Annotated in this window: 17 protein-coding genes; 9 read left to right on the top strand and 8 right to left on the bottom strand. The window is 74.9% G+C overall.

What is annotated here, in order from left to right:
* Positions 1-245: 245 nt before the first annotated feature.
* Positions 246-1160 (top strand): septation protein SepH, encoded by a 915-nt coding sequence (sepH, locus tag ABDB74_RS02965; protein ID WP_346621625.1) that lies wholly within the window; start codon positions 246-248, stop codon positions 1158-1160.
* 70 nt (positions 1161-1230) lie between these two features.
* Complete coding sequence (locus ABDB74_RS02960) at positions 1231-1704, top strand: general stress protein (RefSeq protein WP_346621624.1); 474 nt, start codon at positions 1231-1233, stop codon at positions 1702-1704.
* Positions 1705-1710: 6 nt separating this feature from the next.
* Here ABDB74_RS02960 and ABDB74_RS02955 read toward each other — a convergent pair whose 3' ends face one another.
* Entirely contained in the window at positions 1711-2502 is a 792-nt protein-coding gene (locus tag ABDB74_RS02955) for an RNA methyltransferase (protein ID WP_346623847.1), read from the bottom strand.
* Positions 2503-2564: 62 nt separating this feature from the next.
* On the opposite strand from ABDB74_RS02955, the gene ABDB74_RS02950 reads away from it, so the two are divergent.
* The 5 genes from ABDB74_RS02950 to ABDB74_RS02930 all read left to right on the top strand — a co-directional run bounded on the left by ABDB74_RS02950 (position 2565) and on the right by ABDB74_RS02930 (position 5685).
* On the top strand, positions 2565-2744 hold the full coding sequence (locus ABDB74_RS02950; RefSeq protein WP_346621622.1) for an FAD/NAD(P)-binding protein: 180 nt from the start codon (positions 2565-2567) through the stop codon (positions 2742-2744).
* A gap of 212 nt (positions 2745-2956) precedes the next feature.
* Positions 2957-3517 (top strand): hypothetical protein, encoded by a 561-nt coding sequence (locus ABDB74_RS02945; protein WP_346621620.1) that lies wholly within the window; start codon positions 2957-2959, stop codon positions 3515-3517.
* Positions 3518-3581: 64 nt separating this feature from the next.
* On the top strand, positions 3582-4301 hold the full coding sequence (locus tag ABDB74_RS02940) for an ABC transporter ATP-binding protein (protein ID WP_346621618.1): 720 nt from the start codon (positions 3582-3584) through the stop codon (positions 4299-4301).
* Entirely contained in the window at positions 4298-5053 is a 756-nt protein-coding gene (locus ABDB74_RS02935) for an ABC transporter permease (protein WP_346621616.1), read from the top strand. Before ABDB74_RS02940 ends, ABDB74_RS02935 begins: the two co-directional genes overlap by 4 nt.
* Positions 5050-5685, top strand: a complete 636-nt coding sequence (locus ABDB74_RS02930) for a TetR family transcriptional regulator (protein ID WP_346623846.1) — start codon at positions 5050-5052, stop codon at positions 5683-5685. The genes ABDB74_RS02935 and ABDB74_RS02930 overlap by 4 nt, the downstream gene beginning before the upstream one ends.
* Positions 5686-5691: 6 nt before the next feature.
* Here the strand turns inward: ABDB74_RS02930 and ABDB74_RS02925 are convergent, their stop codons facing one another.
* Positions 5692-6522, bottom strand: coding sequence for a thioesterase family protein (locus tag ABDB74_RS02925; protein WP_346621614.1), 831 nt, complete (start codon positions 6520-6522; stop codon positions 5692-5694).
* Between the two features lie 27 nt (positions 6523-6549).
* On the opposite strand from ABDB74_RS02925, the gene ABDB74_RS02920 reads away from it, so the two are divergent.
* Positions 6550-7518, top strand: coding sequence for an aldo/keto reductase (locus ABDB74_RS02920; RefSeq protein ID WP_346621613.1), 969 nt, complete (start codon positions 6550-6552; stop codon positions 7516-7518).
* A 1-nt stretch (position 7519) separates the two neighbouring features.
* Here the strand turns inward: ABDB74_RS02920 and thpR are convergent, their stop codons facing one another.
* From thpR to ABDB74_RS02895, 5 genes are read right to left on the bottom strand one after another with little or no spacing between them, the layout of a single operon-like run.
* Entirely contained in the window at positions 7520-8062 is a 543-nt protein-coding gene (gene thpR, locus ABDB74_RS02915) for an RNA 2',3'-cyclic phosphodiesterase (protein ID WP_346623844.1), read from the bottom strand.
* A gap of 20 nt (positions 8063-8082) precedes the next feature.
* Positions 8083-8466, bottom strand: coding sequence for a hypothetical protein (locus ABDB74_RS02910; RefSeq protein WP_346621611.1), 384 nt, complete (start codon positions 8464-8466; stop codon positions 8083-8085).
* Between the two features lie 59 nt (positions 8467-8525).
* Positions 8526-9860, bottom strand: coding sequence for an MFS transporter (locus tag ABDB74_RS02905; RefSeq protein ID WP_346621609.1), 1335 nt, complete (start codon positions 9858-9860; stop codon positions 8526-8528).
* A gap of 47 nt (positions 9861-9907) precedes the next feature.
* Positions 9908-10342: a MarR family transcriptional regulator gene (locus tag ABDB74_RS02900; RefSeq protein ID WP_346621607.1), complete on the bottom strand. Its 435-nt coding sequence runs from the start codon at positions 10340-10342 to the stop codon at positions 9908-9910.
* Between the two features lie 26 nt (positions 10343-10368).
* Complete coding sequence (locus ABDB74_RS02895; RefSeq protein ID WP_346621606.1) at positions 10369-11928, bottom strand: NCS2 family permease; 1560 nt, start codon at positions 11926-11928, stop codon at positions 10369-10371.
* A gap of 143 nt (positions 11929-12071) precedes the next feature.
* Here ABDB74_RS02895 and ABDB74_RS02890 point away from each other — a divergent pair, with 143 nt between their 5' ends.
* Complete coding sequence (locus ABDB74_RS02890) at positions 12072-12299, top strand: DUF2530 domain-containing protein (protein WP_346621604.1); 228 nt, start codon at positions 12072-12074, stop codon at positions 12297-12299.
* Between the two features lie 15 nt (positions 12300-12314).
* Here ABDB74_RS02890 and ABDB74_RS02885 read toward each other — a convergent pair whose 3' ends face one another.
* Positions 12315-13121 carry a DUF3027 domain-containing protein gene (locus ABDB74_RS02885; RefSeq protein ID WP_346621602.1) on the bottom strand — a complete coding sequence of 269 codons (807 nt, stop codon included), beginning with the start codon at positions 13119-13121 and terminating at the stop codon, positions 12315-12317.
* Positions 13122-13174 lie beyond the last annotated feature (53 nt).

Genomic DNA, 13174 nt, shown 5'->3' with positions numbered 1-13174 from the left:
CACCTCCTCGGCTCGCTGTGGTGCCGCTCCCGGCAGCCACTGTCGCGAGCGCTCGTTGCGGACATGTGTCGGGACTGTCATCGGCGTGGAAAGCCCGCTCCGGCACCCCCGGACGGAGGGGCGCGGCCGGCGCGTCGCCCGCGCGCCACGCCGAGCGCCTGCAGGCCCGATCGGGAGAACCCGGTTAGCCTCGGGGACCGGGCTCTCGTCCGGGCCCGGTCGCACCGGCTGCAGGAGGTCGCCCCATGCGCACGTTGCGCCTCGTGGCGCTCTCCGACGACGGGAAGAGCCTGATTCTCGCCGAGGACGGCCCCGACACCGCCGAGGGCGGCTCGATGTTCCACCTCCCGATCGACGACCGCGTCCGCGCGGCCGCCCGGGGGGACGCCCGCCGGCTCACCCAGATCGACGTCGACCTCGGCAACGAGCTGCCGCCGCGGGTGATCCAGTCCCGCATCCGGGCCGGCGAGACCCCCGAGCAGGTCGCCGCCGCCACCGGGGCGCGGGTCGAGCGGATCATGCGCTTCGCCCACCCGGTGCTGCAGGAGCGCGAGCGCGTGGCCGAGCAGGCCCGGCAGGCGCGCGTCCGGCTCACCGACGGCGCGCCCGGCGCCGCCCTCCAGCAGTTCATGGTCGAGCGGCTCCGGCTGATCGACACCGACGTCGACGCGGTGGAGTGGGACGCCTTCCGCGGCGACGGCGGCGGCTGGGTCGTCACCGGCGCCTGGCGCGCCGGGGCCAAGTCGGGCACCGCCCGCTGGACCTACGACGTGCCCTCCCGCACGGTCACCCCCGCCGACGCCGCGACGACCGACTTCGCCGAGGGCACCCGCCTGGTGCGCGTCGTCCCCGAGGTCCCGGCCGGGCTGGCGCCCGTGCCCCGCAGCCGGCCGGTCGCCGTGGTCCGCACCCCCGAACCCGAACCCACCCCGGCGGTCTCCCCCGTCTCCGCGCTCGACGAGGTCGAGCACGTCCGCGACGTGCACGCGCCCGACGGCTCCCCCGAGGACGACGAGGCGATGACCGCGCTGCTGGACGAGGTGGCCGAGCACGACACCGTGATCCTCGGGCGCGGCGGCGACGACCCCGAGGACGAGGACCCGCGAGCCCGCATCCCGGCGTGGGAGGACATCGTGTTCGGGGTCCGCCGGAACCGCTGAACACCCTGGGACGTGTCCACCCGGAGCACCTGGGTAGACCGCTGTCGTCCACGATCCAGGGAGTGAAGCGATGTCAGCGTCGGTATCCATGCCGCTCGGCGGCGTGCAGGTCGGGTCCTACGACAGCTACGAGAAGGCCCAGGCGGCCGTCGACTATCTCTCCGACGAGAAGTTCGCCGTCGAGAACGTGACCATCATCGGCACCGACCTGCGGATGGTCGAGACGGTCACCGGCCGCATGACCACGGGGCGGGCGATCGCCGCCGGAGCCGCGGCCGGCGCCTGGTGGGGTCTGTTCGTCGGCCTGCTGCTGGGCATCTTCGCCCCGGACGGCGGCGACTGGATCAGCTCGGTGCTCCTCGGGCTGCTGATCGGTGTCGCGTTCGGCGCGGCCTTCGGCGGGATGGGGTACGCCGCCACCCGCGGCAAACGGGATTTCACCAGCACCAGCAAGATCGTCGCCAGCCGGTACGACGTGATGTGCCACCCGGCGCACGCCGAGGAGGCCCGCGCGATGCTGGCCCGCTTCTCCCTGCGCGGCTGACGCGGCTCAGCGGAGGGTGGCGAAGGCGACCGCCGCGGCGGCGGCGACGCCCAGGGAGTCCACGCCCGTCCGCATGGGGATGCGGGCGCGCACCCGCGCGGCCTGCTGCGCCTCCGGCGTGAGCCCCGGCCCCTCGGCGCCGAGCAGCACCGCGGTGCGCGGGTGGGCGCGCGGATCGACGTCACCCAGGTCGACCGCATCGGCGGCCGGGGTCAGGGCCACCGTGAGATAGCCCGACTCGTGGAGTCGCCGCAGGCCGTCCGGCCAGTCGGGCAGCACGGCGAACGGCAGCGAGAGCACGTGGCCCATGGAGACGCGCACCGAGCGGCGGTACAGCGGGTCGGCGCAGCGCGGGTCCAGCAGCAGCCCGTCCACGCCGAGCGCGACCGCCGACCGCGCGATCGAGCCCAGGTTCTCGGCGTCGTTGAGCGCCTCCAGGACGGCCAGCCGGCGGGGTGCCGAGGGATCGGGGCCCGTCAGCAGGTCGTCCAGGTCGGCCGGCGGACGGCGATCGGCGGAGGCGACGACGCCACGGGTCAGCCGGAACCCGATGACCTCCGAGAGCACCCACTTGTCGGCCTCGTAGGCGGGCACGTCGTCGGGCAGGCCGAGCGCCGAGACACGTCCGGGCACACCGAGGACCGCCCGCACCCGGTACGGGGAGGCCAGCAGGCGCTGCACCGCCGGAACGCCCTCTACGATCACCGGCCCGGTGCCGCGCTCGCGCCCGGCGGGGCGGTCGCCCGCCTTGAGGTCGCGGAAGTCGGCCACGCGTGGATCGGTGGGATCGGTGATCATCTCGGGCACGCGGCGATTCTGCCGGGCGGGCGCGGACGGGTCGCGCCCCCCAGGATCGGGGCGTGGCTCCCGACAGCGCTCCCGTGACCGTCATCGGCGCCGGCATCGCCGGCCTCGCCTGCGCCCGCGCGCTGCGAGACGCCGGTCGCGAGGTGCAGGTGCTGGACCGGGGGCGGGCCCCGGGAGGTCGGCTCTCCTCCCGGACCGTGCACGGCCGGCCGGTGGACCTCGGCGCCTCGTAGCTCACCGCGAGCGACGGCTCCCCGTTCGCCGCCGTGGTGGCCGACTGGGTGGACCGCGGGCTGGCCCACCCCTGGACGGACACCTTCGCGGTGATCGGGCCCGAGGGCGTCCGGGAGCGGAAGTCCGGGCCGCTGCGGTACGGGACCCCGGGCGGCTCACGCTGCCTCGCCATCGACCTCGCCACCGGCCTGACCTCCGGCCGGGGACCGAAGTGCGGAGGGTCACGGCCGGCCCCGCCGTCGACGGGCGGGCGGTGCCGGCCGCCGTCCTCGCGATGCCGGGGCCCCAGGCCGCGCGGCTGCTCGACCCGGCCGGCCCGGCGGGGCGCCTGGCCACCGCGGAGGCCTGGCAGCCCGCCCTCGCGGTGGTCCTCGGCTGGGCCGGCCGGCGATGGCCGGCCGACCTGCACGGCGCCTTCGTGCACGACGACCCCGCCGTGGAGTGGATCGCCGACGACGGCGACCGCCGCGGCGACGCCGCCCCCGTACTGGTCGCGCACACGACGGCCGGGCTGGCCGCCGAGCACCTCGAGCGCCCCGCGGCCGCCCTACCGGCGGTGGTGGCGGCCGTGCGGTCCGCTCTCGGCATCGACGTGGATCCCGAGTGGACGGCGGTCCACCGCTGGACGTTCGCCCGGCCGGCCTCCCCGCGGGACGAGCCCTACGGCCTGGTCGACGGGACAGGTCTCTGCGGGGACGGCTGGCACGCCCCGGCGAAGGTCGAGGGTGCCTGGTCCTCGGGCGCCGCGCTCGGCCACGCGCTGGCCCGTTGACGCGGCCCGATGAACTCATCTACCGTTGAGTTCATCAGCCGTTGAGTTCCTCGGAAGGTGCGTCATGGACGCCGTCGTCGTCACCGATCTCACCGTCGACCGGGGGCGCCGCCGCGTCCTCCCCGGCCTCTCGTTCACCGTCCCGCGCGGGCAGGTCACCGGCCTGCTCGGCCCCAGCGGCAGCGGGAAGACCACCCTGCTGCGCGCTCTCGTCGGCGTGCAGCAGATCCGCTCGGGCACCGTCACGGTCCTCGGCGAGCCGGCCGGCTCCCCCGGGCTGCGCTCCCGGGTCGGCTACGTCACCCAATCGCCGAGCATCTACGCCGACCTCACCGTCCGGGAGAACGCCCGGCACTTCGCCGCGCTGTACGGCCGGGGTGCGCGCGAGGCCGACGCCGCGCTCACGGACGTCGGCCTCACCGGCGCGGCCGGCCAGCTGGTGGGCGACCTGTCGGGCGGTCAGCGCGGCCGCGTCTCGCTGGCCTGCGCCCTGGTCGGCACGCCGGAGGTGCTGGTCCTCGACGAGCCGACCGTCGGGCTGGACCCGGTGCTGCGCGCCGAGCTCTGGGCGAGGTTCCACTCCCTCGCTGCCGCGGGGACCACGTTGATCGTCTCCAGCCACGTCATGGACGAGGCGGGCCGCTGCGACCGGCTGCTCCTGCTCCGGGAGGGCAGGCTGCTGGCCGACTCCACCCCGGCCCAGCTGCGCGCCGACGGCCGGTCCGACGACCTCGAGCAGGCCTTCCTCACCCTGGTGCGGGCGCAGTCGGAGGTGGCGGCATGACCCCGCGCCTGACCGCGGCGACCGCCGGCCGGGTGCTGCGCCAGCTGCGGCACGACCATCGGACCGTCGCCATGCTCCTGGTGCTGCCGAGCCTGCTGCTGGGGCTGCTGCACCTGCTGTGGAAGGACGTCCCCACCCTCCCCGGCCAGCCCGGCACCTTCGACCGGGTGGGCCTCCCGATGCTCGGGATCTTCCCGTTCGTCGTGATGTTCCTGGTCACCAGCATCGCCATGCTCCGCGAGCGCACCTCCGGCACGCTCGAGCGGCTGCTCACCACACCGCTGCGCCGGCTGGACCTGCTCCTCGGCTACGGGCTGGCCTTCGGTCTCGCCGCTGCCGCGCAGGCCGTGGTCACCGTGACGGTCGCGACGACGCTCTACGACCTCGACGTGTCCGGCTCGGTCGGCCTCGTCGTGCTGATCGCCGTCGTCGACGCGGTGCTCGGTGTCGCCCTCGGCCTGCTGGCCAGCGCCTTCGCGCGCAGCGAGTTCCAGGCGGTGCAGTTCATGCCGGTGGTCGTGCTGCCGCAGTTCTTCCTCTGCGGCCTGCTGGTACCCCGCGAGCAGATGGCCGGCTGGCTGCAGGCGATCAGCGACGCGCTGCCGCTCACCTACGCGGTCGAGGCCCTGCAGGAGGTCGGGCGGTCGTCCGGGGCGACCGGCACCATGGGGGCCGACGTCGGTGTCGTGGCCGCCGTCGCGCTGCTCGCCCTCGCCCTGGCGGCGGCGACCCTGCGGAGGAGGACAGCCTGAGCGCCCGGCCCGACAGCAGCGAACCCGCACGCGCACGCCGGTCGGGACGGCGCCCCGGGAACCCCGGCACCCGGGACGCCGTCCTCTCCGCCGCCCGCGACGCGTTCGCCGAACGCGGCTTCGACGGCGCGACGATCCGGCAGATCGCCACCGCCGCCGAGGTCGACCCGGCGCTGGTGCACCACTACTTCGGCAGCAAGGACAAGCTCTTCCTCGCTGCGATCGAGGCCCCCGCCAACCCGGCCGACCTGCTGCCCGAGGTGCTCGCCGGCGGACGGGAGGACCTCGGGGGCAACGTCGTCCGGATGCTGCTGACGGTCTGGGACGGGCCCATGCAGCCGGCGGCGCTGGCGCTGGTGCGGTCGGCCGTCACCAACGACTGGTCGGCGGGTCTGCTGCGCGAGTTCCTGGTCACCCAGGTGCTCCGCCGCGTCGTCGGCAGCCTGGACATGCCGGCCGAGCAGCGTGAGGTCCGGGGGGCACTGGCCGCCTCCCAGCTCGCCGGGCTGGTGATCACCCGGTACGTGGTGAGGATCGAGCCGCTGGCGTCTGCGTCATCGGAGTGGCTGGTCGCGACCGTCGGCCCGACGATCCAGCACTACCTCACCGGGAAGGTCGAACTCCCCGGCTGAGCACGCTCAGCGACGGGCCGTGCGCGCCAGCTGACGGCTCTGCGCGACCAGCCGGCCGGTGGAGTCCCAGACCCGGTAGTCCTCGTCGGACCAGCCGTCGGCGATCTCCGTGGCCCGCGCCTCCACGAGGCACCAGCCCGGCGCCGGCAGCGCCCGCACGAGCACCTGGAGCTGCACCGTCGGCGCCCAGCCCATCCGGCCGGTCGCGAAGCTCGTGGGCGGCAGCACGTCGGCGAAGGTGAGCAGCGCCAGCGGATCGGCGGGGCGGCCGTCGGCCAGCCGCACCCACGACCGCAGCACCGGCTCGTCGGAGGGCCGGCCCCTCGTCCACGTGGCGGTGGCCGGGTCGAGCCGGCTCTGGATGTGGCAGGTGAGCCCGGGGCGGTGCATGGGCACCGTGGCCAGGTCCGGGTTCGCGGCGAAGTCGAGGCACTCGTCGGGCGAGGGCACCTCCGGCATGGGCACGGAGTACTCGACGTCGCCGTCGCCCAGGGTCGCCGTGGTGGCCTGCACCGTGATGACCGGACCGGCCGCGTCGGACAGCACGACCAGCGAGTGCGCCAGTGTGCGACCGGCCGGACCGGGGGTCACGGTGAGGGTCGCCGGGCCCGCCGCGGCGGCGCGCAGGTAGCTGGCCGACATCGCGACCGGGTGCTCGTGCGGGCTCTCCAGCACCGCCGCCCGGCCGGCCACCGACAGCAGGTAGCCGCCGTTGAGGATCCCGCCGCCGACCTCCCACTCGGGATGCAGGTCGGCGAGCAGCGCACCCCCCTCGGCCCGCCGCACGGCGGTGGCGGCGTCGAAGTCGGAGAGGGCCCGGTCATCGTTCTGCGGCACGTCGGACAGGGTGCCAGGGTGGCCGGCATGGACTACACCCACCTCGGCCGCAGCGGTCTCTCGGTGTCCCGGCTGTGCCTCGGCACCATGAACTTCGGCTGGAAGACCGAGGAGGGCGACTCGCACGCGGTCATGGACCGGGCGCTGGCCGAGGGCGTGAACTTCTTCGACACCGCGAACGTCTACGGCTTCGACGCCGGCAAGGGCCGGACGGAGGAGGTGCTCGGCAGCTGGTTCGCCCGGGGCGAGGGCCGCCGGGAGAAGACGGTGCTGGCCACCAAGGTCTACGGCGGGATGTCCGACTGGCCCAACGACACGTTCCTCTCCGCCCGCAACATCGTCCGCGCCTGCGAGGGCTCGCTGCGCCGGATGGGCACCGACTGGATCGACCTCTACCAGTTCCACCACGTCGACCTGCGCACCCCGTGGGAGGAGATCTGGCAGGCCTGCGACACGCTCGTCGCCCAGGGCAAGGTGCTCTACGTCGGCTCCTCCAACCACGCCGCCTGGCAGATCACCCGGGCCAACGCGGTGGCGGAGCGCCGGCACTCCACCGGCCTGGTCAGCGAGCAGTCGCACTACAACCTGCTCACCCGGCACGTGGAGCTGGAGGTGCTGCCGGCCGCGGAGCACCTCGGCGTCGGCATCCTGCCGTGGAGCCCGCTGGCCGGCGGGCTGCTCGCCGGCGTCCTGGAGAAGACCGAGGGCGGACGGCGGAACGAGGAGCGGCAGCAGAAGCGGATCGAGGCGCACCGGCCGGCGCTCGAACAGTACGAGTCCCTCTGCCGCGACCTCGGCCACTCCCCCGCCGACGTCGGCCTGGCCTGGCTGCTGCACCAGCCGGCGGTGACCGCGCCGATCGTCGGCCCGCGCACCATGGACCAGTTCGAGGGTGCGCTGCGGGCGCTGGAGGTGCGGCTGGACGACGCCGCGCTGACCCGGCTCGACGAGATCTTCCCCGGGTACCGGCCCGCTCCGGTGGAGTACGCCTGGTGAGTCAGCCGACCGGCCAGGTCGCCACGGTCGTGTACTGCGGCGTGGGGCCGAGCCGGCTCTCCCACAGCCGCACCTCGCGCACCGTCCACTCGGGTCCGCGGTGGTCGGCGAGGCGGTCGGTCAGCGTGCCGTCGGCCGGCCGGCCCGGCCGCCACCGGCCGAGCGTCAGGTGCGGCCGGAACGGCCGCTCCTCCACCGGGAGCCCCAGGGTCCGCGCCACCGCGGCCAGCCGCCCGGCGAGGTCGGTCAGCTCGGCGACGTCGCCCTCCAGGCCGGCCCAGGCCACCTGCGGACGACGCAGCGAGCCGAACCGGCCCCCTCCGGCCAGGCGCAGCGTCATCGGCGGCGTCGGGGCGACGGCGGGCGCGGCCGCCGTCACGAGCCCCGGCACGAGGGCGTCCGGCACCGCGCCGAGGAAGAGCAGCGTCAGGTGCCACCGCTCCGGCCGGCTCCAGCGCGGGGCGCCGGGGGCGTCGCGCAGCGGGGCCAGCGCCGCCTCCAGGTCGCGCCGGGCGGGTGCGGGCGGGTCGACGGCGAAGAACAGCCGCCGGGTGCCGTCGGGGGTCAGCCGGCCACCTGCAGTCCGGCCGCTCGCAGGGCGCTCACCAGCCGCAGCCGCTCCACCTCGCGGGGGCGGCCCTCCGGCAGCCGGGACAGCTCCGAGGGCACCCCGAGCATCGCCGCCGCCTCGGTGAGCACGTCGTCGTAGGCGGCCAGCAGGGCGCGCCGCCGGGCCATGGGCACCCCGGTCGGCACGAGCTCGACCTGGCGGCCGAGCCGGCGCAGATCGGCGGTCACCGCCTGCAGCGGCCGGTTCGCCGGGCGCGGGTGGCGTGCGGCACGCCGGCGGGCCGCCCAGGCCTCCAGCCGGCGGGTGAGCGGGCCGAGACCGGCGATCACCCCCGCGAACGCGGCGAGCAGCGCGATGAGCTGGAGCAGTGCGGCCATGGCGTTCCCCTGCACCCGTGCGGAGCGGTGACCACCGACGGTACCCGCGCGGACGGGGGTCAGAGCGACTGCTGGCCGGGCGCCTTCTCGGCCATCTTCTCCTCCGCTGCCCGGACCTGCGGATCGGGCACGGCCGGCGTCGGCGGACGCACCGCCAGGCGGATCCGCAACGGCGCCCGCTGCAGCTGGACCCGCAGCGAGCGGCGGTGGGCCAGCCACGCCGCCGCACCCAGGCCGGCGACCACGCACACCGCACCCCCCAGGATCAGCCCCCAGGGGGCACCGAAACGCTCGGCGACCCAGCCCACCAGCGGTGCACCGACCGGGGTGCCGCCCATGAAGCACATGAAGTACAGGGCCATGACGCGCCCGCGCATCTGCGGATCGACCCCGAGCTGGACGAAGCTGTTGTTGGCCACGCTGAACATCAGCCCCGCCGCCCCGGTCGGCACCAGCAGCAGGGCGAAGGTGGCGTAGGTGGGCATCAGCCCGGCCACGACGGTGAACAGCCCGAACAGCACCGCCGAGCCGATCAGGAAGCGCTGCCGCGGCCGGACGCTGCGCCGGGTCGACAGCAGCGCCCCGCTCAGCGAGCCGACGGCGAAGCACGTCGACAGCAGGCCGAACGCCTCGGCCCCGAGGCCGAACGTCTCCCGGGCCATCAGCGCGATCGTGACCTGGTAGTTGAACCCGAAGGTGCCCAGCACGAAGGCCAGCCCCATGGCGAGCAGCAGATCGGGGTGCCCCCAGGTGTAGGCCAGCCCGGCGCGCAGCTGGCCGGCGCCGCGGGCGACCGGCGGGCTCGGCAGCAGCTCGTCGGTGCGCATGCCGGCGAGCGCGGCGATGGTGAAGGCGAAGCTGGCCGCGTTGAGGAAGAAGGCCGGCGCGGTGTTGCCCGAGGCGGCGCCGATCAGCAGCCCGGCCAGCGCCGGGCCGACCAGCCGGGCACCGTTGAAGATCGTCGAGTTCAGGCTGACGGCGTTGGTGATCAGCCCCGGGCCGACCATCTCGGCGACGAAGGCCTGCCGCACCGGCACGTCGACGGCGGAGATGGAGCCCAGCACCCCGGCCAGCACGAACACGTGCCACAGCTCGATCGCACCGGTGACCACGAGCACCGCGAGGACGAGGGAGAGCAGCCCCATGAGCGCCTGGCTGATCAGCAGCAGCCGGCGCTTCGGGTAGCGGTCGGCGAGCACGCCGCCGTACATGCTCAGCAGCAGCGACGGCCCGAACTGCAGCGCGGTGATCAGGCCGAGGGCGACACCGCTGCCGTCGGAGAGCTGCAGCACCAGCCAGTCCTGGCCGATGCGCTGCATCCAGGTACCGGTGAGGCTGAGCAGGTTCGCCGACGCGTAGCGGCGGAAGTTGCGCACCCGGAGGGCGCGGAACATGCCGCTCCCCTGCTCGGGGCTCGCCCGCTGGTCAGTGCTCGTCCAGGTCACCCACCGGCCAGGTCGTCCATGATCTCCGCCGCCTCGCGCAGCACCGCACGCTCCTGCGGGGTCAGCTCCTGCAGCCGGCCGGCCAGCCATGCCTCCCGCGCCTGCGCCTCGGCGTCCAGCAGCTGCTCCGCCGCCGGGGTGAGCCCGATGATCACCTGCCGCCCGTCGGTGGGGTGCGGGGTGCGGGTGACCAGGCCCGCCCCCTCCAGGGCGACGACCACGCGGGTCATCGACGGTGGCTGCACGCGCTCGTGGCCGGCCAGCTCGCCGGGGCTCATCGCGCCGTGCCGCTTGAGCGTCGACAGCGCGGCCAGGTGGGTCAGCGTGACCGAGGTGTCCACCCGCTGGTTGCGCAGCCGCCGGGAGAAGCGCATGACCGCCAGCCGCAGCTCGTGGGCGAGCGCGGCGGTGTCGAGCGTCGTCCGGCTCACGATCGTTAGCCTAACTCAGCAGCCGGTCAGAAGAGCTGCTGCAGGGGCTCGAGCGCGAAGTACACCAGGAACATGAGGGCCACCACCCACATGAGCGGGTGGATGTCCCGCCGCCGCCCGACCGCCATGCGCAGCAGCACGAAGCTGATCACGCCGGCGCCGATGCCGTTGGTGATCGAGTACGTGAACGGCATGAGGGCGATCGTCAGGAACGCCGGGATGACCAGCGACATGTCGTCCCAGGTCAGGTGCCTGATCTGGCTGATCATCAGCGCGCCGACGATGACGAGCGCGGGCGCGGCGGCCTCCGAGGGCACCACGGCCACCAGCGGGGTGAAGAACACCGCGACCAGGAACAGCAGGCCGGTGACGATGCTGGCCAGCCCGGTCCGGGCGCCGTCGGCGACACCGGCGGTGCTCTCGATGTACGTGGTGTTCGACGAGACGCTGCCCGCGCCACCCGCGGCGGCGGCCAGCGAGTCGACCAGCAGGACCGGCTGCGACCTGGGCAGGTTGCGCTTCTCGTCGAGCAGGTCGCCCTCGGCCCCCACGGCGGTCACCGTGCCGACGGTGTCGAAGAAGTCCGCGATCATGATCGAGAAGACGATGAGCAGGGCGGCGACGACGCCGATCCGCTCGAACCCGCCGAACAGCGAGAAGTTGCCGAGCAGCGAGAAGTCCGGGTTGGCGACGACGTCGTCGGGCAGCGCGGGCACCTGCAGCGCCCAGCCGCGCGGGTTCTCCGCCCCGCCCGCGCCGAAGCGTGGCCCGACCTGCGCGATCGCCTCGACGACGATCGCGAGCACCGTCGTCACCACGATGCCGATGAGCAGCGCGCCTCTGACCCGGCGGACCACCAGCAGGCTCATGAACAGCAGGCCGACGACGAAGACGAGCATCGGCCAGCCGGCGAGCTGCCCACCGACGCCGAAGCTGATGAGCGGGTTGCCCGGCCGGATGATCCCGGCGTCGGCCAGGCCGATGATGGCGAGGAAGAAGCCGATGCCGACGGCGATCGCCGTCTTCAGCTGCGCCGGGATGGCCTCGAACACCGCCTTGCGGAACCCGGTGAGCACCAGCACGGTGATCAGCAGGCCCTCGAGCACGACCAGGCCCATGACCTCCGGCCAGGACAGCTGCGTGGCCGCGAAGACGGCGACGATCGCGTTGATGCCCAGGCCGGTGGCCAGCGCGAACGGGTATCGCCCGACGATGCCCATGAGCAGCGTCAGCACACCGGCGAGCAGCGCGGTGACGGCGGCGATGGAACCGAACGGGAGCACCGTGCCCTCGACGTCGGCGCCCGGCGTGCCGTCCGGTCCGGCGATGCTGGTCAGGATGATCGGGTTGAGCACCACGATGTAGGCCATCGCGAAGAAGGTGGTGACGCCGCCGCGCAGCTCGCGGCTGACGGTCGACCGGCGGGCGCTGATCTCGAAGTACCGGTCCAGCCCGTTCCGCGGGTGGACCCGCGGCCCCTCGCTCCGCCGGGGGATGGTGGGAGGCGTGCCGGCCGAGACGTCGGCGGGGGTGTCGCCGCCGGCGGTGGCGGAGGCGCCCTCGGACGGGCGGGGCTTCTCGGGCATGCGGTCTCCCGGTGACGGATCTGTGGAGGGCGGGCGGCCCTGCCCGCGCCCGGCCGGACGGGCGGCATCGAGCGGCGACAGCGTGCCACACGCCCCGCGCGGCCGTGTTCACCCGTGACCGGGCCGCACTCTAGGGTGCCCCCGTGCCCGGTCCACGCAAGCAGGCCCCGCCGCCGTTGCGGGTCGACACCGCCCGGGTCGTGCTGGCCGGGACGGCGCTGTGGGCGGTGGCCCTCGTCGTCCTGCTGCTGCTGGGCGACCGGGTGGACCGGATGTGGATCTGGACGTGCGTCGCCGCCATCGGCCTGGGTTTCCTCGGGCTGGCCGTCATGCGCTGGCAGGGCCAGACGGGCCGCCGCGACCGGGGGTGAGCCGCGGGGCCCCGGTCAGTCGCCGAGGACGTCGTACTCCGACGTGTCGTAGCGCGCGGAGGTGACGACCTCGGTCTCCTCCACCACCACCAGGGTGGCCTGGCTGTGCGCGCCGCAGCCGTAGTCGGCGGTGACCACGCGGCCGTCGGCGGGCGCGTAGGCGTTCCCGCAGGCGCCCAGCGTCTGGCGCAGCGACCCGGCCAGCGGCAGGTAGAAACCGCAGCTGGCGCAGTGGCCGGGGGCCTGCCGGGCCATCGGCGCCGTCGGGCCGAACTCCCCCGCGGTCCAGCGGGCGACCGCGTCGGCGCGCCCCTCCCGCGACATGACCCGCTCGCGGCCCAGCCCGACCTCGGCGGCGACGACCCGGCCCTCGGGATCGTCGGCGGAGTCGTCGTCGACCGTGTAGGCCGGGACGAGCCGGGGGTCGTCCTCGGTGGCCGGCAGCACGTCGCCGACGGAGAGGTCACCCGGACGCAGCCGCTCGTTCCACGGCACCCACGCCGGGGCCAGCAGGGCCTGCTCACCGGGGAGCAGGACCACCTCGTCGACGGTGATCCGGTCCTCGCCGGGGACCCGCGCGACCGTGACCGCCCAGTGCCAGCCCACGTAGCCGGGCAGGCGGCTGGCGAAGGTGTGGGTGAGCACCTCGCCGTGGTCGGCGCCGGCCGACTCGTGCGCGGCGCCCAGGTGCTCGCCCACCAGACCCGGGTCGCCGGCCGTCTCGACGGCGGCCGCACGGGCCGGTTCGATCGCGGCGGTCAGCGGGTCGCTCGCGGTGGAGGCGGGCCGGACTGCTGCGGGGGACTCGGACACGCCCCCCATTGTGGCTGACGACCGGCCGGGCGTCTCCGCCCGCACTCCCGGATCGGTGCGGC

The sequence above is a fragment of the Blastococcus sp. HT6-4 genome, from assembly GCF_039679125.1.
Classification (GTDB): domain Bacteria; phylum Actinomycetota; class Actinomycetes; order Mycobacteriales; family Geodermatophilaceae; genus Blastococcus; species Blastococcus montanus.
The sequence above is the reverse complement of the archived record's forward strand: the minus strand, read 5'-3'. Positions and strand labels throughout refer to the sequence as shown.

Excerpts from the sequence above, each read along its gene's own strand:
- ABDB74_RS02960 (WP_346621624.1), top strand. The coding sequence starts at position 1,231 with ATGTCAGCGTCGGTATCCATGCCGCTCGGCGGCGTGCAGGTCGGGTCC.
- ABDB74_RS02885 (WP_346621602.1), bottom strand. The coding sequence starts at position 13,121 with ATGGGGGGCGTGTCCGAGTCCCCCGCAGCAGTCCGGCCCGCCTCCACC.
- sepH (WP_346621625.1), top strand. The coding sequence starts at position 246 with ATGCGCACGTTGCGCCTCGTGGCGCTCTCCGACGACGGGAAGAGCCTG.
- ABDB74_RS02910 (WP_346621611.1), bottom strand. The coding sequence starts at position 8,466 with ATGGCCGCACTGCTCCAGCTCATCGCGCTGCTCGCCGCGTTCGCGGGG.
- ABDB74_RS02895 (WP_346621606.1), bottom strand. The coding sequence starts at position 11,928 with ATGCCCGAGAAGCCCCGCCCGTCCGAGGGCGCCTCCGCCACCGCCGGC.
- ABDB74_RS02905 (WP_346621609.1), bottom strand. The coding sequence starts at position 9,860 with ATGTTCCGCGCCCTCCGGGTGCGCAACTTCCGCCGCTACGCGTCGGCG.
- ABDB74_RS02955 (WP_346623847.1), bottom strand. The coding sequence starts at position 2,502 with ATGATCACCGATCCCACCGATCCACGCGTGGCCGACTTCCGCGACCTC.
- ABDB74_RS02940 (WP_346621618.1), top strand. The coding sequence starts at position 3,582 with ATGGACGCCGTCGTCGTCACCGATCTCACCGTCGACCGGGGGCGCCGC.
- ABDB74_RS02935 (WP_346621616.1), top strand. The coding sequence starts at position 4,298 with ATGACCCCGCGCCTGACCGCGGCGACCGCCGGCCGGGTGCTGCGCCAG.
- ABDB74_RS02920 (WP_346621613.1), top strand. The coding sequence starts at position 6,550 with ATGGACTACACCCACCTCGGCCGCAGCGGTCTCTCGGTGTCCCGGCTG.